General features: G+C 44.9%; 21 protein-coding genes. 10 read left to right on the plus strand and 11 right to left on the minus strand.

What is annotated here, in order from left to right; all coding sequences use genetic code 11:
* The first annotated feature begins 57 nt into the window (after positions 1–57).
* The 5 genes from H6F98_RS06795 (at position 58) to H6F98_RS06815 (ending at position 7,680) form a co-directional block, all read left to right on the plus strand.
* Positions 58–681, plus strand: coding sequence for a hypothetical protein (locus H6F98_RS06795; RefSeq protein ID WP_192217911.1), 624 nt, complete (start codon positions 58–60; stop codon positions 679–681).
* 775 nt (positions 682–1,456) lie between these two features.
* Complete coding sequence (locus tag H6F98_RS06800) at positions 1,457–2,482, plus strand: glycosyltransferase family 4 protein (protein WP_192217912.1); 1,026 nt, start codon at positions 1,457–1,459, stop codon at positions 2,480–2,482.
* Between the two features lie 286 nt (positions 2,483–2,768).
* Positions 2,769–5,858 (plus strand): GAF domain-containing protein, encoded by a 3,090-nt coding sequence (locus tag H6F98_RS06805; protein ID WP_192217913.1) that lies wholly within the window; start codon positions 2,769–2,771, stop codon positions 5,856–5,858.
* A gap of 243 nt (positions 5,859–6,101) precedes the next feature.
* Positions 6,102–6,920: an SDR family oxidoreductase gene (locus tag H6F98_RS06810; RefSeq protein WP_192217914.1), complete on the plus strand. Its 819-nt coding sequence runs from the start codon at positions 6,102–6,104 to the stop codon at positions 6,918–6,920.
* A gap of 100 nt (positions 6,921–7,020) precedes the next feature.
* Positions 7,021–7,680: a DUF2834 domain-containing protein gene (locus H6F98_RS06815; protein ID WP_192217915.1), complete on the plus strand. Its 660-nt coding sequence runs from the start codon at positions 7,021–7,023 to the stop codon at positions 7,678–7,680.
* A 240-nt stretch (positions 7,681–7,920) separates the two neighbouring features.
* Here H6F98_RS06815 and H6F98_RS06820 read toward each other — a convergent pair whose 3' ends face one another.
* From H6F98_RS06820 to H6F98_RS06850, 7 genes are all read right to left on the minus strand, one after another.
* The gene (locus tag H6F98_RS06820; RefSeq protein WP_192217916.1) at positions 7,921–8,832 is read right to left on the minus strand and encodes a WGxxGxxG-CTERM domain-containing protein; all 912 of its coding nucleotides are present in this window, start codon (positions 8,830–8,832) and stop codon (positions 7,921–7,923) included.
* Positions 8,833–8,904: 72 nt separating this feature from the next.
* Complete coding sequence (locus H6F98_RS06825) at positions 8,905–9,069, minus strand: hypothetical protein (RefSeq protein WP_192217917.1); 165 nt, start codon at positions 9,067–9,069, stop codon at positions 8,905–8,907.
* 471 nt (positions 9,070–9,540) lie between these two features.
* On the minus strand, positions 9,541–10,887 hold the full coding sequence (gene gorA, locus H6F98_RS06830) for a glutathione-disulfide reductase (protein ID WP_192217918.1): 1,347 nt from the start codon (positions 10,885–10,887) through the stop codon (positions 9,541–9,543).
* A gap of 709 nt (positions 10,888–11,596) precedes the next feature.
* Complete coding sequence (locus H6F98_RS06835; RefSeq protein ID WP_192217919.1) at positions 11,597–11,764, minus strand: hypothetical protein; 168 nt, start codon at positions 11,762–11,764, stop codon at positions 11,597–11,599.
* Positions 11,765–11,788: 24 nt separating this feature from the next.
* On the minus strand, positions 11,789–13,855 hold the full coding sequence (locus tag H6F98_RS06840) for an AAA family ATPase (protein ID WP_192217920.1): 2,067 nt from the start codon (positions 13,853–13,855) through the stop codon (positions 11,789–11,791).
* On the minus strand, positions 13,852–14,100 hold the full coding sequence (locus tag H6F98_RS06845; protein WP_396810874.1) for a hypothetical protein: 249 nt from the start codon (positions 14,098–14,100) through the stop codon (positions 13,852–13,854). Before H6F98_RS06845 ends, H6F98_RS06840 begins: the two co-directional genes overlap by 4 nt.
* A 20-nt stretch (positions 14,101–14,120) precedes the next feature.
* Positions 14,121–15,500 carry a DNA phosphorothioation system restriction enzyme gene (locus tag H6F98_RS06850; protein WP_242058424.1) on the minus strand — a complete coding sequence of 460 codons (1,380 nt, stop codon included), beginning with the start codon at positions 15,498–15,500 and terminating at the stop codon, positions 14,121–14,123.
* A 151-nt stretch (positions 15,501–15,651) separates the two neighbouring features.
* Between H6F98_RS06850 and H6F98_RS06855 the strand changes: the two genes are divergently transcribed.
* From H6F98_RS06855 to argG, 5 genes are all read left to right on the plus strand, one after another.
* The gene (locus H6F98_RS06855; RefSeq protein ID WP_192217922.1) at positions 15,652–16,461 is read left to right on the plus strand and encodes an Rpn family recombination-promoting nuclease/putative transposase; all 810 of its coding nucleotides are present in this window, start codon (positions 15,652–15,654) and stop codon (positions 16,459–16,461) included.
* 194 nt (positions 16,462–16,655) lie between these two features.
* Positions 16,656–16,970, plus strand: coding sequence for a helix-turn-helix transcriptional regulator (locus H6F98_RS06860; RefSeq protein WP_192217923.1), 315 nt, complete (start codon positions 16,656–16,658; stop codon positions 16,968–16,970).
* Positions 16,971–17,098: 128 nt separating this feature from the next.
* Positions 17,099–17,365, plus strand: coding sequence for a hypothetical protein (locus H6F98_RS06865; RefSeq protein ID WP_192217924.1), 267 nt, complete (start codon positions 17,099–17,101; stop codon positions 17,363–17,365).
* 252 nt (positions 17,366–17,617) lie between these two features.
* Positions 17,618–17,827 (plus strand): hypothetical protein, encoded by a 210-nt coding sequence (locus H6F98_RS06870; protein WP_192217925.1) that lies wholly within the window; start codon positions 17,618–17,620, stop codon positions 17,825–17,827.
* A gap of 145 nt (positions 17,828–17,972) precedes the next feature.
* Positions 17,973–19,211 (plus strand): argininosuccinate synthase, encoded by a 1,239-nt coding sequence (gene argG, locus H6F98_RS06875; RefSeq protein ID WP_192217926.1) that lies wholly within the window; start codon positions 17,973–17,975, stop codon positions 19,209–19,211.
* Between the two features lie 127 nt (positions 19,212–19,338).
* Here the strand turns inward: argG and H6F98_RS06880 are convergent, their stop codons facing one another.
* From H6F98_RS06880 to H6F98_RS06895, 4 genes are all read right to left on the minus strand, one after another.
* Complete coding sequence (locus H6F98_RS06880; protein ID WP_192217927.1) at positions 19,339–19,845, minus strand: iron uptake porin; 507 nt, start codon at positions 19,843–19,845, stop codon at positions 19,339–19,341.
* A 171-nt stretch (positions 19,846–20,016) separates the two neighbouring features.
* Entirely contained in the window at positions 20,017–20,487 is a 471-nt protein-coding gene (locus tag H6F98_RS06885; RefSeq protein WP_192217928.1) for a hypothetical protein, read from the minus strand.
* Between the two features lie 181 nt (positions 20,488–20,668).
* Positions 20,669–21,322: a DedA family protein gene (locus H6F98_RS06890; RefSeq protein ID WP_192217929.1), complete on the minus strand. Its 654-nt coding sequence runs from the start codon at positions 21,320–21,322 to the stop codon at positions 20,669–20,671.
* Between the two features lie 111 nt (positions 21,323–21,433).
* Positions 21,434–21,682: a Ycf34 family protein gene (locus H6F98_RS06895; RefSeq protein WP_192217930.1), complete on the minus strand. Its 249-nt coding sequence runs from the start codon at positions 21,680–21,682 to the stop codon at positions 21,434–21,436.
* Positions 21,683–21,726 lie beyond the last annotated feature (44 nt).

The raw sequence follows: 21,726 nt of genomic DNA on the forward strand, positions 1-21,726 counted from the left end.
CGGATGTAGCTTAATTCATGCCAGGTTTCATCTACCCAAAAACACAGGAGAGCCATTATGGCAAGCCAACCTATTCACTATGAAAATTGCGAGGATGCTTTGAGCTGCATACAAGGAGAACTCTTAGAAGCACTCTTACAGCCACAGGAGGATTGTTATCCTTGGAATCCAGCAGAACCTGAAGCGGAAGCCTATTTTGCGGAACTGGAACGGGGATTTTCCCTCTGTGACTGGCAAGAAGAAGAAGTTGAGAGCGCCTCTCTAGCGTTCTTTGACCAGCTACATCAGTGCTGGGCATCACCTATGCTACCAGCAACTGAGACATTGATTACCTCTTTATCAAAGCGATTTGCTACCCTGCCTCAGGAATGGCTAGAAGCGATCGCAAACCGTGCCCGACAAGCTTTCTCAACGAACTTGTCGCTAGCTGACCAACTTGTGATGTGTGTGGAGTCGTTACTACCCAATTGGGCAGAGGATGATTTATTAGTCCTCGCACGTCCTTGGGCATACGCGATGCGAGGAAATTCCGAGCAAGCTGTTGCAGAAACTACGGGTGTTCCTCAACCCAGAGACTGGGCCGCTTTATCTCAGGTGGAACAGGTGCGATTGAGTTTGGCAGTTGCCCACTCGGCGCTTGCTCAACTCAAAGATGACACCAATGATTTGGAATCGTCATAAACGCTGACAAAAGAGCAAAGGTAGCATCTAAACAAGTTGAGGCATTGCTTAAGACAAAATTCTCGCCACTCGCTTGGTGGCAAGTGGTAAACGAAATCTGGAAGATTTACTCTAAACGCCAACCGCTAAGCGGTATGGCGTTGATTTTTATAAGAAGTTTTTGAGTACTCTTACAAAGATTTAAGCTATAGCCAAGGTTTGACAAGCAGGTTAGATGTGTCGGCTGACTTTTTTAACAAATTAGTTGGGATCGAATCAATTTAAAAGCCGATCTATAGTTTATAGTGAGCCTTAATTAGATCTCAGCTCTGGGTGCATCACTTTTGCTGTGTAGTTTTTAGAAGATTAGGCTTTGTCTACCCGTCAATTATGTAAAGAAGTTTTACAAAAAACAACATCCTGCATAAAGTGGAGAACTTCACCTGATTGATATTTAGAAGTTCAAAAAACCACGGACTTGGCAGTTTATAGACACAACCTGTACTTCTTGCCTAGATAGCAAAGCTAAGGCAGATCAGTACTACAGCGATGTAGTAAATACTGATTTTTGCAAGAAACCTCGTGTGTTAAGCACACAATACCGGATAGAAGCTGACTTTTAAAGACGAGCTACAAAGCAAAGCTTTAAGTCAGAGCAATAGCTGCAATTTTCTCTAAGTATTTTCTTAGGGTGCAGTACATAAGATTGAAGACTTGTAACTCATCAAATCAGAAGAGAAATCAAGTCCAAATCTCGCTTGCTTTTCAAGCGTAGCATTATATGGAGAATAAACTTATGCATTGGACTGTTGTTGCTCCTTTTATACGGGAGCAGAGCGATTCCCAGTGGTTGACCCCTTTCGTTCCAGGGCAACGGCACCAGTTCCGTTGTGTTCCACGTCAGGGGTCTACTATAAATTGGCATGAGGCAGCCTTGCCTGTGACGGGAAGAGAGGAGTGGCTAAGATTGTGGAACCAAAGCCAAGAAGCAGTAAAAGCCAAACAAGGTGGCATAATCACGGTCTTTCCCCAATTAGCGGCAACGGTAGGACTACAGCAGCGTTTCGCTCTCAAACGTTTTCCAGTGGTAGCTTGGTGGTTCAATGTTGGCACTTGTTACTCTGGTCTCAAAGCTTGGCTTGCCTGTAACAGCTTGAAAGATGTTAATCGATTCATAGTCCACACAAGCTGTGAGCGGGAAATTTATAGCCAGTGGTTAGGACTACCTTTGGAACGTTTTGAATTTGTCCCCCTGCAAGTGCCAGAGATTCCCGTTACTTACAAAGAAGAAACTACCCGTCCCTTTATCCTAGCGACAGGCTCTGCATGTCGTGACTACCCACTACTTTTCGAGGCTGTGAAAAAGCTTAACATACGGACAGTCGTTGTTTCTGGACCACGGGCGCTAGCAGGATTGTCCGTTCCACCTCAGGTCGAAACCCCTTTTGGTCTGGAGAGGCAAGAAATCTTACGCCTAGGACAGGAGGCGCGGATAAACGTCGTGCCGATGACCCAAGAGGGACCGACGGCAGGAACACGGGCAATTGTCGAGGCGATGCGTATGAGTCGTGCTGTAATCGCTACACGTCGTAGTGGGATAGAAGACTATATCAAGGATGGCGAAACTGGGATTCTGGTGGAACCCAACTCAGTCGATGACCTAGTCCAAGCGATCGACAAGTTGTGGAATGATCAGGAACTACGTGAGCGATTGGGTCAAGAAGCCGCCCGTTACACGGCGGAAAATTGTTCCGATGAGGCGGCGGGAGCAGCTATGGGTCGAATCCTTGACCAAGTTGCAAACGAAACCCATCTAGGCTGAGAGACCGGGTTAGAGGTATACAGTGATTGAGTGACCTAGATGCAATTTGATAATAGAGAGTCTCGTTTCTTTCCAATTTCTTAACATCTCGTGACTATACTAGAGACTCCATATAATGCTACGCCCTCTCTATAAATAGAGGGCTTTTTTTTCCACAAAAACGACTCACCACAACTCAACGGCAACTTCCTTTAATAAGCCCAGCCTGGTTGCTGTACTCTATTAAAGAACTTTCAGTGGTTAAGATTTTCTAGACTAAGGTTATTTAGCATTCTCACCACTTGAAATGACAATAGCCGAACCTAACGGAGTCGAACCCTCAACGAGTACGCAGCCTGTCGGTGTCGCTATCCATTCCTGTCCGAATCTTCTGCAAGGGGTGGCACAAGCAACTAACCAGCTCCTGACAACAGAGGATGATGCCATAGCTATCAACAGAGCTTTGGCAACGTTGGGACAAGTAACATCTGTAGATCGGGTCTATATTTTTGAAATTCATCCCCATCCTGAAACAGGCGACCCGGCTCGAAGTCAGCGATTTGAGTGGGCAAGGGAAACTGTTACGGCTGAAATTGATAATCCCCTGTGGCAGAACCTTTCCTATACCGCTTGTGGTGTGAACCATTGGTACGAAACTCTTAAGGTTGGACACTCGTTTAGTGCGCTAGTTCGGGAATTATCAGCAGCGGAACGGCAAATCTTGGAACCGCCTGGGGTTGTATCAATCTTGGTTGTCCCAATTCCAGTTCATGGCAAGTTATGGGGTTTTTTAGGCTTTGATGATTGTCATTCTGAGCGCCGTTGGTCAGAGGATGAGTCAGCCGTTTTGATGACAATGGCAGCAACGATTGGCTCCTGCATAGCTCAGCAGCAAGCAGAAGTTGCTCTGCGAGAAAGCCAATTACGGCTTGAGAAAATTGCCGCGAATGTACCTGGAATGATTTTCCAATTCCTTCAGCGTCCAGATGGTTCCCGCTCAGTGCTTTATGCCAGTTCGGGTTGTCGAGAACTGTATGAGTTGGAACCTGAGGAAATTCAAGCCAACTTTCAGGTGCTGGCTGACTTGATGCATCCAGATGACCTTGAGGTTTATGAGCAGTCTGTCGCCGCTTCCGCCGCTACGGGAGAAACTTGGGTTTGGGAAGGTCGTATGGTAACACCTTCTGGCAAACTTAAGTGGATTCAATGTGCCTCCCGCTTGGAACGACAGCCGAATGGGGATTTGCTCTGGGATGGATTGGTTGTGGACATTACAGACCGAAAGAAAGCGGAGGAGGATCTAAGAGCGAGTGAAGGACGGTTACAGAGTTTCTTTGAAGCCACTTTTGAAGCTGTTTTAATTCACGATCGCGGTACGATTCTTGATGTTAACTGTGCTACTGAGGCTTTGTATGGTTACTCAAGAGCAGAACTGATTGGTCGCTCAGTCCTGGAAATCACGGCTCCTTGCTCATGGGATTTAATTCGGTCGAGAGTAAAATCTCCCTCAGATGTACCCATTGAAGCGATGGGTTTGAAGAAGGATGGCACAATATTTGTCGGGGAGGTTTCAGCAAAAGATATTGTTTATCAGGGGCATAAAGCGCGTGTAGTTGGGATGCGTGATATAACCGCTCGTAAACAAGCGGAGGATGCTCTACGTCAAAGTGAAGCAAAAAATCGTGCTCTCCTTCATGCAATTCCCGATTTGATTTTTCGCTTTAGCAGAGATGGCACTTATTTGGACTGTCAAGCGGAAAATGCGAGTGATTTGGTTGCACCAGCGGGTGGCTTGATTGGGAAAAAACTCCAAGATTTTGTACCAGCACCTGTGTCTCAGCAATTTATGGAGTACATGGCAAAGGTTCTCACAACGGGTGTCACCGAAACTCTAGAGTACCAATTGCCAATTAACAACAAACTCCGTTACTGGGAAGGACGCTTTGCCGTTTGTGGTAATGATGAAGTGCTGGTAATTGCACGGGAGATTACTGAACGTAAGCGTGCAGAGGAAGAACGACAGCTTACAGTTCAGCGCGATCGCCTTTTAGCTCAAATTGCTTTACGGATTCGGCAATCGCTTGATCTTGAGCAAATTCTCCAGACTACCGTTACTGAAGTTCGACAATTTCTAGAATGCGATCGCGTTTTTTTCACGCATATCGATAAGCACCTGCGGGGTGAGGTTTGTGTAGAGTCGGTTTCACCCAAGTGGGGTTCCGTTATGGAAGTATTGCGAGGCAACCCAACTTATATCAAGGAAATCAAAGCGCTATTTGAATCCGGTAATGTTCAAGTCATCAGCGATGTAACGCAGGCGGGTGTCTCTCCCCTACGAGCGCAATACTTTGCACAATATCAAGTTAAAGCTTGCTTGGCTGTGCCAATTATTGTCAGTGACAACCTGTTTGGCAACTTGGTAGCCCACCAATGCGATCGCACCCGCGAGTGGCAACCCTTTGAAGTTGAATTACTCCGCGCCCTTTCGACACAAGTAGCGATCGCCATACAGCAAGCTCAACTCTACCAACAGGTACAAGCGCTCAATACCAACTTAGAACGTCAGGTAGAAGAGCGTACCCAACAACTCAAGCAAAAATACACTGAACTTCAAGAACTTAACCGCCTCAAAGATATCTTTTTGTACGCCGTTTCCCACGACTTAAGGACACCCGTTCTTGGCTGGTTAATGGTACTGAAAAACTTACTCAATCATGAGCCGTCAGCCGTTAGCTGTCAGCCATCAGCCTCTATAGATAACGGACAAAAAATGATTGCAGTATCTCGCTCGGTTCTGGAGCGGATGGTTCAAAGTAGCGATCGCCAATTGCGCCTAATTAATTCGCTCTTAGAAGTTCATACCAGTGAAGTTGCAGGAGTTGCCCTGGAGCGAGAACCCTTACAAATCGGTGAACTTGTGCAGTTATTGGTTGAAGATATGGAGCCACTACTGACAAAAAATCAGGTCACATTGGTCAATCAGGTTCCCACCAATTTACCCATGATTAACGGTGACTCTTGCCAACTCAGACGTGTATTTGAAAACTTGCTGACGAATGCCTTCAACCATAACCCAATAGGAATTCAGCTAATACTAGATGCCCAAGTCAAGAAAGGAATGATTTACTGTACTGTTACCGATAACGGTGTGGGGATGAGTCAGGAACTATGCGATCGCCTTTTTCAACTGTATTTCGTCGCTCAGGATGCCAAGGACTCCCCTCAAGGACATCGACCCTATACTGGCTTAGGTTTAGGGTTGTATCTGTGTCGCCAAATTATCACAGCTCACGGTGGTGAAATTGGAGTTAAAAGTCGCCAAAGAGCAGGTACAACCTTTTGGTTTAGTTTACCTACAACACATAAGAAGGTTCCAGCTAAAGGCTATGGGCGATAGGCTGTAGTCTATGTGCTTCGTATATTGAATCTGTCTGCTGAGAATAGTTTTGACTATTCGGCTCTTCAGTACTGAAGAACAAAAACTCTCCCTCTGATAAAGGCAACTGGTGGGAAAATTTTGCCACAAAAGTTGAGGTGGCTTGGAGATTGAAAGTCTGACAAAAGTTAGAGGATTTCCTGGCTTCTATTAAACAGACTTATAGACGAAGACAGCATTCTCGCAGAGTCTAGACGATATAAAATGCCATCCACCGTACTTATTACAGGCGCTTCTCAAGGTATCGGCAAAGCAACTGCTCTTTTATTTGCCCGCCAAGGGTATGACCTTGTACTTGCAGCGCGTCAGCCTGAGCGCTTAGAAGCTGTCGCTTCTGAGGTTCGTTCGCTTGGGCAAAATGCTCTATCCGTGCCTACGGATGTGAGAGATTCTGAGCAAGTGAACACACTCGTAAAGAAGACACTGGAATACTACGGAACTCTTGACGTACTGATTAATAATGCAGGCATCTATCTCTTAGGCTCGGTGGAAGCATTCTCGCTTAGCGATTGGCACCAAGCTATAGACACGAATTTCTGGGGCTATGTCCACACGATTCACGCGCTATTGCCTCATTTCCTAGAGCGGGGGAAGGGAACGATTGTTAATGTGAGTTCTATTGGTGGCAAGGTGCCAATTCCTTACCAAGTTCCCTATACAGCGAGTAAGTATGCTGTCACTGGGTTAACCCAATCGCTGCACGCAGAACTTGAACCCAAAGGTATTAAGGTTTGTGGAGTTTATCCAAATTTCATCTCAACCGATTTGATGGAACGGGCAATCTTTCGAGGTAAGGATGAAGAGGATGCTCAAGCTCGCGAGGATTTGCTAAGAAAAGGACTGAGTGTTCCGATTATTGAAAAGCCTGAGAATGTGGCACAGGCGATCTGGGATGCCGTCAAGCATCAGAAGTCTGATGTCATGGTTGGCTCAGCAAATGTCTCAAACGCCTCTTATAAGATGTTTCCTGGCTTAATGCAGTGGGTATTCCGAAAAGCTCTTGGGGTAAAAGATAAGACCTAATACAAATTAGCTTTTTGATGTTAACTGTTCACAGTTAACGGTTCACGGTCAACTCTCAATTAAGTTGAGAGTATTAGCGAAGCAACTTTTTATCAGGATTATGGGCAGAAAACTTGCGCTTTGGTTGATCTGGACAGCCTTTACGGCTTATACCTTGTTGCTTGCCCCTCTTGATCAGCCGGGTACATTGACGGTTATTGGTAAGCTGGTAACGCTTCAGTTGGAGGGGATAAATCCTTATGTTATTACCCTCTTCAGCCTCATGGGTGTTTGGCCAATGGTTTACGCCTGTCTCATGTTCATTGATGAGCGATCGCAAACTATCTCGGCTTGGCCATCTTTCTTGGCATCAAATGGTTCAGGAGTAATCGGCATGATTCCTTATTTAATGCTCCGTGAACCTAGTGAAGAATTTACTGGGAATAAGGGTTTCTTGTTGGAATGTCTAGATTCTCGTCAAACTGGGGTAGCGCTTACCTTAACGACAATAGGCTTGCTTGCCTACGCAGTACTTACTGGAGATTGGGGAGATTTTGTTCATCAGTGGCACACCAGCCGCTTTGTTCATTTAATGAGCGGGGATTTTTGCCTGATGTGTGTCGTATTTCCCTCATTGCTTGGTGATGATATGGCTCGTCGAGGACTCCGGGATTCCCTGATTTTTTGGGCGGTGTCGCTAGTTCCTCTGTTTGGGGCGCTAGCGTATTTGTGTCTCCGTCCTCCTTTGCCAGAGTCCAATACTTTACTAGAAAATCAGTAAAACCTAGCGACTGGAGTTACGCCTACCTGGAATGTAGGTAATCCAGCAGAAGGCAATGATCAAGAATATCCACGCTAGTCCTAGTATCAGACTGTAAGTTTTCTTGAGAAATGCTTCGCTAATCCGCCACGCGCTAACTCCCAGACTTTTTCTCCTCAAGAAAGGGGAGCCAAATCCTGGCTATCCAGTAATGTTGTACTCCCCTTTCGTCTCTAGTGGCAGACTGCAAGCTTATGCGCCTTAGTATCTCGAAGAGCCAGTGCGACTTGCCTCATTTGGATCGCGGTAAGCGGTGACTTCTTTTGGCTTGCGGAACAAATTGGCTAACCCGATTAGACCGAGCAAGCCTAGAGCACCCCAATTTGAAGCGCGATTTTCTGTTTCTGCAGACTCAACTCCCTGGTAAGTGTTGGTACCTGTCGTTGCATCGGGAGATGTAGTTGTACCTGTTGTCGCGTCAGGTAATGTGGTCGTACCTGTTGTTGCGTCAGGAGATGTAGTCGTACCTGTCGTCGCGTCAGGTAATGTGGTGGTGCCTGTCGTTCCGCCAGGAGTTGTAGTTGTACCTGCATTCCCAGTACCCCCAGATGTAGTTGTATCTGAAAGTGTTCCATCTGGAGCTGTCGTCGTGCCTGTAGGCGCTCCAGTCGGAGATGTAGTAGTGCCTGAAGTCGTGCCACCCGGAGAAATGGCGCTGCCTGCTGCACCCGTACCGGAAGTTGTACCACCAGTACCCGTACCAGTACCGAAAGTTTCTGCACCAGCACCTGTACCCGTACCGGAAGTTGTGCCACCAGCACCCGTACCAGTACCTAAAGTTCCTGTCCCAGCACCTGTACCCGTACCGGAAGTTGTGCCACCAGCACCCGTACCAGTACCTAAAGTTCCTGCACCCGTACCAGAAGTTGTATCACCAGCACCAGCGCCAGTACCCAAAGTTCCTGCTCCACCCGTACCGGAAGTTGTACCTGCTCCACCCGTACCGGAAGTTGTGCCTGCTCCACCCGTACCGGAAGTTGTGCCTGCACCTGAAGTTCCACTACCAGCACCCGTGCCAGTTTGGGCAGAAGCTGGTATAGCTAAGGGCAGAGTGGCTAAGCTCAGAGCAAAAGTGCTAGCCCAAACAATCTTAGAAAAATTAAAAGGCTTCATGTAGTGATTCCTCTTGTGTTATGAACCTCTGGAGGTTTCTTTTTTCAAAAACGGTATTTTCAACATTGCTAGCTACTGATGTCTAGCTTGATTTGGCTGTTCTAGCAACTCATTGGAATGGCTTACTAGATAGGCATAAGAGGAAGAGAGGTTGCAAAAGTGAAACTTATCTAAGCGTTCAGGGTTTTGAAAAAGCGATCGCCAGTCGTTTTCTCTTTCCTTGTTAGACTTAGCCAACAAGCCCTTCTCTCAAGTAATTACTTTAGTTTCTACTGCTTATTTAAACTTCATTCCAAAGAAATAGATCAAACTTATCGTCTCTAATTATTGGGATTTGGAAGAGGTACTACTTGTGGAACAGGACACAATACCGATCTGCGCTTATGATCTTTGCTTCGAGTAAACTTACTAAAGTTCTACCTATAGAATGAATTGATTTCAAGAAATTGTGTAACTATAAACACAAAAGCTAGCTAAGCTTATGAGGACATCAGTTCTTTAACTATCCTCCCCCATTAATTCGTGATTAAAGTAATATTATTAACCAAACTTATCTTTTCAGGCGCTTAGTTAAAACTAGCTAAAGAGGCAAAGTAAAAGAATTTCTGAGATAGAGTTATAGGCTGTGAAACCTAGATAGAGTCAGGAAAACAAAAAAGCTGATGGCTGATAGCTGAGGGCTTGCTGCTAAATGCGTTATGTTGCCATTCATCGCAGAGTAAAAAACTCTTCGGCTATTGAAGGATGAATGCCAATAGTTGAATCAAAGTCTTTCTTAGTAGCACCTAGGCGTATGGCTAGAGCTAGACATTGAATAATCTCTATCGCTCCTTCACCCACCATGTGAATACCCAGCACCCGATCTGAGCTATTGTCAACAACTAACTTGATTAGGGTCTTTTCGTCTAGTTTAGGCAGACTGTGTAAAAGAGGACGAAACTCAGAGCGATAGCATTGCACAGAATCACCCAACTTTTCATGCGCTTGGGCTTTACTCAAACCAACAGTCGCTGCCTCAGGGTGGGAGCTAACGGTTGATGGAACATATTCATAACTCACAGTATGGGGGTTGTTGCCAAACACAGTATCGGCAAAAGCTCTGCCTTGAGCAATGGCAACCGGAGTAAAACTAAGCTGATTTGTACAATCCCCAACGGCAAAAATATTCGCGATTGTAGTTCGACTATATTCATCCGTCACAATTGCACCTTGGGTCACCTGAACACCCACCTTCTCCAGAGCCAAGCTAGTGATATTGGGAACACGCTCTGTAGCATAAAGGACGGTATCCACACTCAACGTGTTATGGATTTTTCCTGATAGGATTAAATCCAGTTCATCTCCCACACGTTTAATTTCTTTGATCACCGTCTTATCAAGAATTTCAAGACCTCGCTTTCTGAGACCATCAGTAACAGCTATGCGAATATCTTCATCAAAAGCAGATAGAATCTGGTCTTCCTGAATTACCTGAGTAACCTGGGAGCCAAGATTTTTCATGATGCCTGCTAACTTCACGGCAATATAATCACCGCCGATTACTGCAATATGTTTGGGTTGCTGCTTGAGATTAAATAGTTCACCTGCGGTGATGGCATATTCAATTCCTGGTATGTCTGGTTTGACAGTTTTTGCCCCCACAGCAATCAAAATTTTGTCAGCCGTCATCTCGCGCCCTTCAACTTCTAATGTATGAGGATTGCTAAAGGTTGTCCGACCTTTAATCAGCTCAACTCCTGCTTTTTGCAATGATTGAGTATGCACTTTGCTTAGACGCTGGATTTCCTGCTCCTTAGCGGCAAGAAATTGCTGCCAGTCGAACATCTTCATGTGATGGTTCTTCCAGCCATAACCCTGTGCAACTTGAGCATCCTCAGAGAAGTCAGCAGCAAAGGACATTAGTTTTTCGGGAATACAGCCTCGGATTACACAGGTACCACCGACTAAATCCTGTTCCGCGATCGCAACACGAATACCATAGCTAGCAACCTGTTTAGCCGCCGCAATGCCTCCAGGCCCCGCACCAATGACAAAAAGGTCATAATCGAATGTCATAACTTAATCTCCTAGTATTGCCCTAAGAGAAGCATTGTTTTCTTGAGAGCGTAGAAACCTCTCACAAAGGGTTACCACTACCAGATGTTCTGAGTATCTCCCTACTAAGCAAGGTAACTGCTCCTATTTCACCCAACTTCCATCTAACGAATGGCTCTAACATTAAGTGAGTCTGTCAGCATGAATACTAAGGCTCCTTTTGAACAAGAAAAGGTAGAGGGCAGAAGGCAGAAGGGATTTATGCCCTCTGTCTCCTGCCTTATTCAAGCCATGTAAAGCCTCAGGTGTAATAGAAGTAGAGGAGAGTGTGTTATTCAAGCTGACTTAAGTTTTGACATCCCGGCAACGTTTGATATTGCTATGTGAGAATTTGAGGGTTTTGAATTGAGACAGACAAGCCTCAAGATAAGGACACTCTTCACACTGAAGCTCTTTTCCTGGATTGGAACACCCACAGGGAGGATTCAAAAAACACTCCTCAGGGTGTTTGGGCGTATGAACCTTTTTGAGTACCAAGTGGAAAGCTGTTTCTCGCAAACAAAGAATTAAATCTCGATGAAACATAACACCCCGCTTATCTAAGCAGAAAATGATGGTTATAAAAACAAAAAAATCTGTAGTTTATGTAACAAGTATTCAATTTTTATTGAAAACAGGCATCAATCCTGAGGAGTAAGCCCTTCAAAAGGCAAAGTTCAAAATGGGTGAATCAAAAGAAAGTCGGTCGGCAGAAAAAATTGAAGTAAGTGAAGAAACGCCAAGAAGCGGATGGAATCGAGTTGAAAGCGTTGGGTACTGCAATTTCCATGCTGTCCTCTAGCTTCAATTCCATCACTAACAGCGCAGTAAGGTCTAATTTATCCTCAGTCTTCAACATTTATCTACGATTTCACGGGTTTAGCTAGAAACCATAATCTACCTCTACAATTTCTGTATATTCAAACTCACTAAGGCTTTGCTTTACCAAAGGATATTGAACTCCGCCTAACTCAATTGCATCTTCTTCACAATCAAGCTTAGGAGAGTAGTAAGTCAGAACATATTGTCTACCAATATGATTCGCCATTTCTTCGTCAACTTCTCCCCGCCACTGGGTTTTAGTCACTAAAACTACTAATTGATTTGCCAACTGAGGAAGTGTCTTTGCAATTTGCCTACGATAGATTTCGTCCAAACTCCCAAACGGTGAATCCATGACAATAGGAAAGGTGCTACTATCGGGTCCCATAAGGGTATTGTCTTGAATCCAGTCCCGTACTTGGTCAATAATGGCACCAATAAATGAGAGGCTTAGGATTTGATTCTCGCCAGTAGAAGCTGCAACAATTGTTTCTGTGCCTATCGTGGTTTCCGTTAGCGTCAGCTCATATTTATCACTTAGCTTAGGAATGTAAGGAGTGAAAGAAATTGAGTTAAATATCTCCTGAACTCGCTTCTCTAAGGAAGAACGAAACTGGATGTCCAACCGGGATTTTACTTCTATCAATCGCTCAATCGATTCTTGAGTAGCCGCAATCCGCCGTTGGGCAAGAGATTGCTTAGTTTCATTCATTTTGTGCTTAGCAATCTGCTTGACTTTTGCTTCAATGTCATTGGCTATTCGAGAAATCTGCTGCTGATTTGCCCCAGTTTCTAAAGTTAAGTCACGAATCTTTTCCTCCGTCTCGTCCAGGCGTTTTTGTAGTTGACTAATATCTTCGTTAGGAAAGCTCCTCAGCTTTTTCTTAATATCGTCCAGTTGCGTCTCAATTCCAGAGAGTTCAGCCCTCCATCTGGCAATATTGTCTTGCTGTATATCAACTTCCTCCCAAAAGTCAGGTACTTGCTTATCAATTTCATCTACCTGAACACTCATACGAATTGCTGTTTCCTCAACATCAGCAATTCCTGCTTTATCCATCCAAGCTGACACTTGCTGATGGGCATGGCTTCCCTCAATGAGTTCTGCACCACAGATACAGCATTGCTTCTTCAGCAAATCATCAACAAACTGTCGTTTAATTCCTCCTGGTAATTCCCCTCTCTTTCGCAAGTCATCAACAATTGCTCTAAATTCTGCCGTTGCCTCCGAAAGCAAAGCCGTGTAACTTCGTGTAGAGATTGCTCGTTTAAGAGCCTCTTTAGCCTGTTGAAGTTGTTCTCGCAATAGCTTCTCTCTAGCTTCAAGCTCGTCTCGTAGCTGTTGCAACTCCTCAGCACCACTTAGTTCTAGTAAGCGGTTTCCAAGAGTTTTCTTTAACTCTTCTTGATGTTTTGATTCTTTTGTATTTTCAACTTGTCGCTTTGAGAGATGTTCACTCTCTTGTTCTAGTTTAGCTTGCTCTTTTAACAGGGTTTTTGTTTCAGAATCTCCAATGAATGCAAGTTCCGACTCCAGCGTTTTTCTTGCTTCTTTTAGATGCTTAACAGAACGATTTAGCACCTCTACTCCCAGAAGTGTTTTTGTCGCTTCAGCAATTTCTGATTTTTTATCAGAGCGAACGATCTGCTCAATTCTTTCCCCATCAAAAAAGAAGTATTGATGCAAGCTAGTAGGTAAAATTCGACCAATAATATCCTCTGGTAGTTGTTGAGGCAATAACCAGCGTCCATCATCTCCCGCTATTTGGAGATATAATTCACTCTTGCTTTGCTCAACTCCAGTCTCCGTCTTGTAAGCACGGCACAAACGTCTCGCTTGATAACGCCTGTTGTGATGCTCAAAGCCCAGTTCTACCCAACAGTCTACTGATTCTTTGAGTTTGGCTTCTGCGATCGCACGTTTATTTACTAATTGCTCTTCCGAAGCAAACGCAGCAGTAAATTTCTCATAGAGTACCCAAGTAAATGCATTAAGTAACGTTGTTTTACCTGCTCCGTTATTACCATGAATAATTGTTGTATTCTGTTCTCCAGATGCAAGTAGAATCTCCGGAGTTTTGCCATAAAACTGACGAAAGTTAAAGAGTTTAATAGATGTCAGCTTCATTGCACAGCTTCCTTAATAATCTTTAAAATATCTTCATTAATATTTCGCGGGAATTTCATATACAGCTTATCTTTTTCAGCTTGCAATACCCTCTCAATAATTTGGCGAACTTCCGGTGAAGCACTTGTAATTGGCTCTTGAACATCACTAAGATTAATATTGGTGTTATAAGAAGAACGCTTTTCGGATAAAAGATTTGGTACAACTACCGTTGCGTCATCTAGATATTTAAATGTCATAACCATATTGAGATTTTCCTGATACTTCACATATCTAACAGCCCATACCTTTTTTGAAGCTGTAGAAGTTTAATCCTAGCTTCTCCGGCATTATCTGCTAAGTCGGCAAACTCTAAAAAGCGCCTCAACTCTTTTTTCAGCAGATTGCGTTCGACTTCCAGCGTTTCTCGCCCTAAGTCTGGCGGCAAAACGATCATGTCGAACAAAGTAGCGCGTTCCTTACCGGAATGTGGACGCAAAACTCGCCCCCGTCGCTGAATGAACTGGCGTGGATTGCCGCTACTTGCAAGAATGACAGCCGTTTGAACAGCCGGGATATCAACGCCTTCATCTAAACATCGAATTGCTACTAAACCTTGCAACTGTCCAGTTTCAAATTGACGGCGCAACTCTTCCCGTTCAGACAAAGGAGTTTCGGCAGTGTAGGTATTGATTCGATAACCCAGTTCTGTGCCCAATAGCCGTGCGACTGCTGCCAACTGACGGTTACTTTCTTCTGTCACTGCCCCTTCTATTGAACCGTCTCCACAATAAAACAGAGTGTGGCTAGTATCCAAACGCCTAACCATTAGCTGCTGCAATGCGTTTAACTTATTAGCAGCTGCCCCAATTAACCGAGAACGTTGCATTAATAATGATGTTAGGGTGTCATTGTTCTCAATCTTTTCATTTTCCTCATCCATCAGCGCCCAGCCAATCCGTTTCGTCAACTTGGCATAGGTACCTGTCTCTGCTTCGGTTAATTCCACGAGTACAGGATAGTAAAGATAGTGAACAAGCGCCCCTTGGCGAATTGCATCAGCGAGGGTAAGTTCCGGTTGTAAGACAGAACCAAAGTAGTCAAATATAGCGTCAGTTCCATCCTCATCAAAGTAACGTTCTGGGGTTGCCGAGAGTGCTAAACGTAGCCCTATGTTACGAGGTAAACTTTCTTCTAGGCGTCGGGAACCCAAGTTATGTGCTTCATCTCCAATGATTAAGGTTTTGTCAGGAAAGTACTTTAGCTGGGATTGCAATCCTTCTCCAATCAGAGTGGCATTGGTAGTGATTATGCAAAGAAAGGGCTGATTGCCAGCATGGATGTTGTAAAGCCCGGTGGAGAGTTGATTTTGCCAGGTACGGACATTCTCAAAAGCTAAGATTGGCTCTAATCCAAAATTCTGGCATTCTCTTGCCCATTGCGTTACTAAATGGCGGTAGGGGCAGACAACAAGCAATACCTGCAAGCGAATTTTTTGGTACAGTTCAGTTGCGATCGCTAATGCTGTAATCGTCTTCCCACTACCAGTCGCCATCTTCAGCGTCCCCCGCCCCTGGTTCGCAAACCAGTTCTCTACAGCTTGGCGCTGATACTGCCGCAACTGAATAGATGGCGGTAGTCTTGGATATCCGGAAGGGGGTTGCAGATGGTAGCTTCCCTTAGCTTCAGCTACCGATAAGAGCTTGTTTATCGAGTAATTATCATCCTGTACAGGCGAGTACCCTTCATGCTGAGATGGGACTTTATAACCATTCTTTGAGAACAACTTCACTATCGAACTGCCCCTGATATCAAAAGTGAAAACCGATACCCTGTTCTATCAACTATTTCAGAATTTTCCCAGTATATTCTTTGAACTGATCGGACAGCCGACAACTGATACAAGCATCTACCAATTCACCGCACCAGAAGTCAAACAACGAGCATTCCGGTTTGATGGGTTGTTTCTGCCTGTAGCTGAGTCCTCCGAACTGCCAATTTATTTTGTCGAAGTTCAGTTCCAAAAAAAGCCGAAGTTTTATTCTCGCCTATTTGCAGAGATTTTCCTTTACTTCTATCAATATGAGGTACCGACCGAAGAGTGGTACGCCATTGTCATCTACCGCCGCCGTAGCCTTGAAGTCCCATCCCCCAGGCGATATTGGGAATTAATGGAGCATCGGGTACGACGGATTTACCTAGATGAAATTGAACAGGAAGCAGCGCAATCTATCGGAGTTGGGATAGTACAGTTAGTCGTAGAGTCAAAAAAGAAAACAGGCAACCTTGCCCGACAGCTAATCACTAAAGCAAGGCAGGACTTGCCAGATGCCACTCTCCAGCAACAAATCATAGAATTGATAGAAACAGTCGTTTTGTACAAATTTCCCAATCTAAGCCGTGAGGAACTAGAGACTATGTTGGGATTGAGCGAATTGAAGCAAACCAGGGTTTATCAAGAAGCCCGTCAGGAGGGTCTTGAGGAAGGTCAGCTACAAACTAAATTAGAAATGGTGCCCTGGCTACTGGAGGTGGGAATAAGCGTTGAGGAGATAGCCCAACGCTTGGGGCTGGATATGGAAACGATAAGACAAATAGCAGCAGAACAAACAACAAGTCCCGAATAGTTGTTTTCCTTTTGAGGAATCAGCCTGACTTGATATAGCGATCGCTTATTGTCGGCAAAGCTCACATGACTCCCGATCGCTATCTAGAACATAGCAACTTGACAACCAGCGAATCTAACCGCATTATAGACATATATCAATATTCAAATGAATCAAAAGAGTTTAGTTCTGTATTCACTCCACGGAAGTGAAGGATGAATATCACCCAATTTTCTCGCACAGCTAAAGCGTTGTCCGACCCACGACGCTTTGAAATCTTAGAAGCGATCGCATCGACAGAAGAGTCAGCCTGTTCAGCACTTGTCGAACAGTTTCCAATTTCCCAAGCGACAGTCTCTCATCACCTCAAAGAATTGGCTAATGCTGACTTAATCAGCGTGCGTCGAGAAGGACAGCATTGCTACTACCAATTTTGCCCACAAGTGCTTGACCAATACATTGAAGAACTACAGCGGCGTACAAGTGGAAGACATTTCCAAACCATAGAGCATAAGGTAGTTGCTCATTAGAGCTTTTTCAATGAACGGTAGCAGAGGTCAGACTCAGATTTGACCTACACTCAATTTAGACAAATATCTATTTGTCGATGATGGGGATGTGACTAATGCCCAAAACCTAAGACACGCGGTAAACAACTATGCTGATGAACGTTCTTTTGCTCTCAATAGGTCTGTGGGCTGTTTGGACTGGTATTAAAGTCTGTGAACAAGTCCATGGAATTGCGCTGGTCTTGACTGGATTAATTGTGCTGGTTTGGGGATTGACTGTATCTCCCCTATGGCTCCAAATCTTGGTTGAGGTTGCCTTGATTGCTCTCGGTCAATTCTTGTATAAGTTGTACGCCAAGGAATTTCTCCGCAATCGTAGAAGATACACCAAGCGTTTGAGCGATTGCACTCAGTAAGTGGATCAGTGTCTCCTTGAAGAAAGACATCACACCCATGCCTGAAAGTCTCCAAATATCGACAATAGGCACTTCTTGAACTTGAATCTGTAAGCTCCTTCGCTCCCGTTAATCGTATAGTTAGCGGGAGCTTTGCACAGTTGGATATGCTTTAACGCAGGATAAGCCGTTTGTTTGTTTATCCTGACCCATTTCCTAAGTACACAACCAGATACAATATTTCATTCAATCGTTTTCCAGGGTGAGACGTTAATGGGTTGTGCTGAAAAAGTTGTACTAGCCTACTCAGGCAGAGTAGATACCTCTGTATGTATCGCTGAACTCAGAGCGGATGAAGAAATTGACTGGATGACACAGGCGATCGCATATACTCCCAATGACCCAAAATCTTTTGAAGTTGGCTTTAACCAAGGCATTTTCACCACAATTAACAGTACACCCTCAACCTCCTTGTGGCGCTAAGCCGTCAACTCAAGCAACTGGCTGCGATTTATGGTGTCAGGCGAGTTAATCTAAGAACTCCCTACCCAAGTTCATCATTAATTGAAAAACACACTCAGGTGCGAGTGTGCTTAGTACGAGATGTTACTTAAAAGGAAAATTTGGCATGAAAGCTCAAGATTTAAAAGGAAAAACCATTGCATTTGCTGGCTCCGGTGGTCTTGATAGCTGCACAATAAGCCGTTGGCTCACAGATCAGGGAGTACAGGTGGTGTGCTTTACTGCCGACCTAGGGCAACCTGATGAAGATGATACAGAAGCCATCAGAGAGCGGATGCTTTTATCGGGGGCAACAGATTTTGTCTTATTACCAGCACGAGAAGCCATAGCAGAAGCTGGTCTTAGTGTCATTCAATCTCAAGCTTGCTATGAAGGGCGCTACTGGAATACCACAGGAATCGCCAGATGTGTCCTGGCAAAAGCCATGATCCAACAGATGCAAGAGAGAGGACTGACCATATTCAGCCATGGAGCAACAGGACGTGGCAACGATCAAGTCCGCTTTCAACTGATTGCCAATATGCTTGCTCCGGATTTTGAGGTATATGCTCCGTGGCGCGATGAGGAATTTCTAGCACGTTTCCCTGGTCGTAGTGAGATGATTGACTTTTGCCAAGAGAAAGGACTCTCTGTCACGGCGACGAAGGATAAACCTTACTCGACGGATGCAAATCTCCTTGGTTTAACCCATGAATCAGGACTCCTAGAAGAGTTGACCACACCTGCCCATTTTGTCAAGCCAATCATGGGTTGCTATCCGGTGGATGCTCCAGATGAAGCAGAGGAGTTCACCGTACACTTTGAGCAAGGTCGCCCAGTTTCGGTTAATGGTAGTTCTGTAAACTTAGTTGAGGCAATTCTTCAGACCAATGCGATCGGCGGAAAACATGGCATCGGTATCGGTACTCACTTAGTCGAGAATCGCTTTGTAGGGATTAAGTCACGAGGGGTGTATGAAAGCCCAGGTGTAGAACTGCTGGGAACCTGCTATGCACTTCTACTACAACTGATTTTAGATCGCCGTGCGCGTGAGTTTTATGACCAACTTTCTCTACTAATTGCCAAGCAGATTTATCAGGGATATTGGTATGACTTAGCGACTCAGATGGCACTGCAAGCGATTCAACCTACAGCAGAACTGGCGACAGGATCGATTACAGTCTCCCTTTACAAGGGAAATATTTCCTTTATCTCAGCAAGTAATACGCCTCATTCCCTATATTCAGAAGAAAATGCCTCGATGGAAGGCATCGGGAGTTATAACCATGCCGACTCTGAGGGATTGCTACGTGTGTTTGGGGTGAGTGCGCGTGTACTAGCGACAAGTGGTCAGATTAAGGGATGAACCGAAGTCCTCTAACAAAACGTCTTTGAGTGCTATTAAACAGAAATAACGCACCACTGAGGAAGGGTGAGAGGGATTTTCCAAACTGCGGGGAAACTCTCGCACCTGCTGCAATAGGGAGTAATCTCTATTGTCTGTTCTCGGTATCAACACCATCTACTCGCATTTGTAGACGTTCTAGCTCTGTTCTCAGGTTTTCTAGTTGTCGTTTCGAGACAGCTAAATCTTCTTGCGTAGCTAAATCGGCAGTACTACCGTTAATCAGTTGCTCAACTCGATTCAAGCAAGCATTCAACCCAGCCGCAAACTCATATCGGCTTATCGGTTGATTGCCTTGAAAGGTGCCATCGCCATATCCACTAACACAACCATAACCCTCTACTGGAGAGGGTGAGGACTGAGACGTTGAGTTAGGAGAATTAACATCTGATTGCCCAAAAATTCCAGTTTCCTGAGTTGGGGTAGATTGTGCGATCGCTTCCGGGGTACTAGCCGATTGAACCGAGAAGGCAACCGTCTGATCTGGTTGCCTAGTTTCAATCTCGGCAGCAGTGGTACGGGTTGCCAAAATTAAGGTAATACCCAGGATGACTACACCAGGCAACTGTGTGTTCTTAAAAAACGTTGGCATCATTATTCAGCCCGCAAACGTGCGTTTTTGTCAAGTGTATTAATTTTATTTGTCTGCCATGAATTAAGCGATCGCACCACAACCTCGTTGCTTGTAGAAGATACTCAGAACTCATGAACAGCCAATCCAATCTCATTGGATACAATCTATAGATTTCGTTGACGGTTAAAACCATCAATTAGTTTCCTTCTTAATTTTTGGCTTATTCAACTCTCTACACTTCACCAAAGCCTGTTCATGAGCATCCTTGTACTCCTTACCGCCTAACATAACGTCACCATAATATTCATAAGGTGCTTCCCCATAAACAGGAAGTGGCGGATCGTCTGGATAGTCTTCTTTCGCTTCTTCTACAGCAGCTTTCAGTTCTTCTACGCTAAGACGTTGTGCGGGGAAATAATAGCGTTCTTGAACATTGTCTCCTTGCTGTAGCCGCGTTGGGTCAACAAGACGATCATCAAGCTCAACCCAGCTATGTTCAATCGGAGTATACGGCTTTCCATCAACTACTAAAAAGCCTTGAACATACATTGAGCCTTCAAGCAGCAATGCGGCTTTGTAAGACTTGTTAAACGAGTCTTTTTCCTTACTTTTGATTTGGAGAGCGATTTCTCTGGAGAGGGCTGCATCTAACGGTTTGTTCATATCTGTTACCTTGAGTGTCACTCCTCAAAGTGTCACACATAAGAATACTCGTCTAGTTAAAGAAGCGTAGGCTTAAATAGTGTGAGGAGCAAATGAAATGAAAAAGCGCTTGGGGTCGAAACACGGCAAGACTCCCAGGCGCTTTTTCCATGCTCAGCAAAAAATTCTCTTTCCCTATGCTTTACTCTCCTGGCGCTGATGGCTGCTCTCCAGTAGAGGACTGCTTGAGTTTACGAGACTCCAACCACATGGGAACAGCAATCCAAGCGATAACAAGAACAAGCGCAACGATCGCAAATCGTGCCACCCAGGAGACTAATTGCTCTAAAGGCACTACTCGTCCTAAAAAGAAGGACAACGTTACCATTACTGATGCCCAGAGAGTACCACCAGCTAAATTACATAAAATAAATTGTGGGTAAGGCATTTTGGCAATTCCTGCCATTGGTCCGGCGAAAATCCGCAACAGAGCCACAAATCGCCCAAAAAATACAGCTCTAGCTGCATTTTCACTAAATTGATTTTTCGCTTCTGTAAGTTGCTCTTCCGTGATGCGAAAGAAACGCCCTACTCGCACTAAGAAGGGCCAACCTCCTACCTTACCAATCCAGTAGCCAAAGTTGTCGCCAATGACAGCACCTGCGATCGCAGTACCCAATACCAACCAATAATTCAGCTCGCCGCTACCAGCTAAGAAACCGCCCACCAAGGTGATCGTTTCCCCAGGTAGGGGAATCCCTGCACTTTCGAGAGCAATTCCCAAAAAAACAGCCCAGTAGCCGTACTGCCTCGCAATTTCCTGGATCGTCTCCAGTGAAAGAAACTCAAAAGACATCCAGCTTAGCCTTTACAAAAATTCATCGCTTCTCACATCTTGGCGTGATCCCAGGAATTGTGTCAATAAACCGTAAGTAACAAGGTACAGATTCCCAAGTGGTAGTTTCTGTTAGGTTGGGACTAACTCACCCGGACGTAGCTTTGCCCACTTCCCAGTTTCTTGCTTAAAGCTGAGGCAGCCGACAACATCCCATTCCATCTCCACATAATCTTGATGGGGGCGGATGTTGACATTGATGCTGGGTTCAGTCGCTTCAAAATTGGGAGTTTCTGTCAGATGAGGCACCTCATGCTGCGTTTCTACAGCATGGTAGGTAGTGCAGCGGTCTACATAGTGGCAGTTAACGCAAATACACATTGCCAAAGACTCCAAGTCACCTCTTTAATCTAGCTTAGCCAGGA

Source organism: Microcoleus sp. FACHB-SPT15 (assembly GCF_014849525.1).
Lineage (GTDB): Bacteria > Cyanobacteriota > Cyanobacteriia > Cyanobacteriales > Coleofasciculaceae > Symplocastrum > Symplocastrum torsivum.

Coding starts and splice junctions, on each gene's coding strand:
- H6F98_RS06810 (WP_192217914.1), top strand. CDS start 6,102: ATGCCATCCACCGTACTTATTACAGGCGCTTCTCAAGGTATCGGCAAA.
- H6F98_RS06860 (WP_192217923.1), top strand. CDS start 16,656: ATGAATATCACCCAATTTTCTCGCACAGCTAAAGCGTTGTCCGACCCA.
- H6F98_RS06815 (WP_192217915.1), top strand. CDS start 7,021: ATGGGCAGAAAACTTGCGCTTTGGTTGATCTGGACAGCCTTTACGGCT.
- H6F98_RS06890 (WP_192217929.1), bottom strand. CDS start 21,322: ATGTCTTTTGAGTTTCTTTCACTGGAGACGATCCAGGAAATTGCGAGG.
- argG (WP_192217926.1), top strand. CDS start 17,973: ATGAAAGCTCAAGATTTAAAAGGAAAAACCATTGCATTTGCTGGCTCC.
- H6F98_RS06845 (WP_396810874.1), bottom strand. CDS start 14,100: ATGGTTATGACATTTAAATATCTAGATGACGCAACGGTAGTTGTACCA.
- H6F98_RS06895 (WP_192217930.1), bottom strand. CDS start 21,682: ATGTGTATTTGCGTTAACTGCCACTATGTAGACCGCTGCACTACCTAC.
- H6F98_RS06835 (WP_192217919.1), bottom strand. CDS start 11,764: ATGTTGAAGACTGAGGATAAATTAGACCTTACTGCGCTGTTAGTGATG.
- H6F98_RS06795 (WP_192217911.1), top strand. CDS start 58: ATGGCAAGCCAACCTATTCACTATGAAAATTGCGAGGATGCTTTGAGC.
- H6F98_RS06870 (WP_192217925.1), top strand. CDS start 17,618: ATGGGTTGTGCTGAAAAAGTTGTACTAGCCTACTCAGGCAGAGTAGAT.
- H6F98_RS06880 (WP_192217927.1), bottom strand. CDS start 19,845: ATGATGCCAACGTTTTTTAAGAACACACAGTTGCCTGGTGTAGTCATC.
- gorA (WP_192217918.1), bottom strand. CDS start 10,887: ATGACATTCGATTATGACCTTTTTGTCATTGGTGCGGGGCCTGGAGGC.
- H6F98_RS06800 (WP_192217912.1), top strand. CDS start 1,457: ATGCATTGGACTGTTGTTGCTCCTTTTATACGGGAGCAGAGCGATTCC.
- H6F98_RS06820 (WP_192217916.1), bottom strand. CDS start 8,832: ATGAAGCCTTTTAATTTTTCTAAGATTGTTTGGGCTAGCACTTTTGCT.
- H6F98_RS06805 (WP_192217913.1), top strand. CDS start 2,769: ATGACAATAGCCGAACCTAACGGAGTCGAACCCTCAACGAGTACGCAG.
- H6F98_RS06865 (WP_192217924.1), top strand. CDS start 17,099: ATGCTGATGAACGTTCTTTTGCTCTCAATAGGTCTGTGGGCTGTTTGG.
- H6F98_RS06840 (WP_192217920.1), bottom strand. CDS start 13,855: ATGAAGCTGACATCTATTAAACTCTTTAACTTTCGTCAGTTTTATGGC.
- H6F98_RS06885 (WP_192217928.1), bottom strand. CDS start 20,487: ATGAACAAACCGTTAGATGCAGCCCTCTCCAGAGAAATCGCTCTCCAA.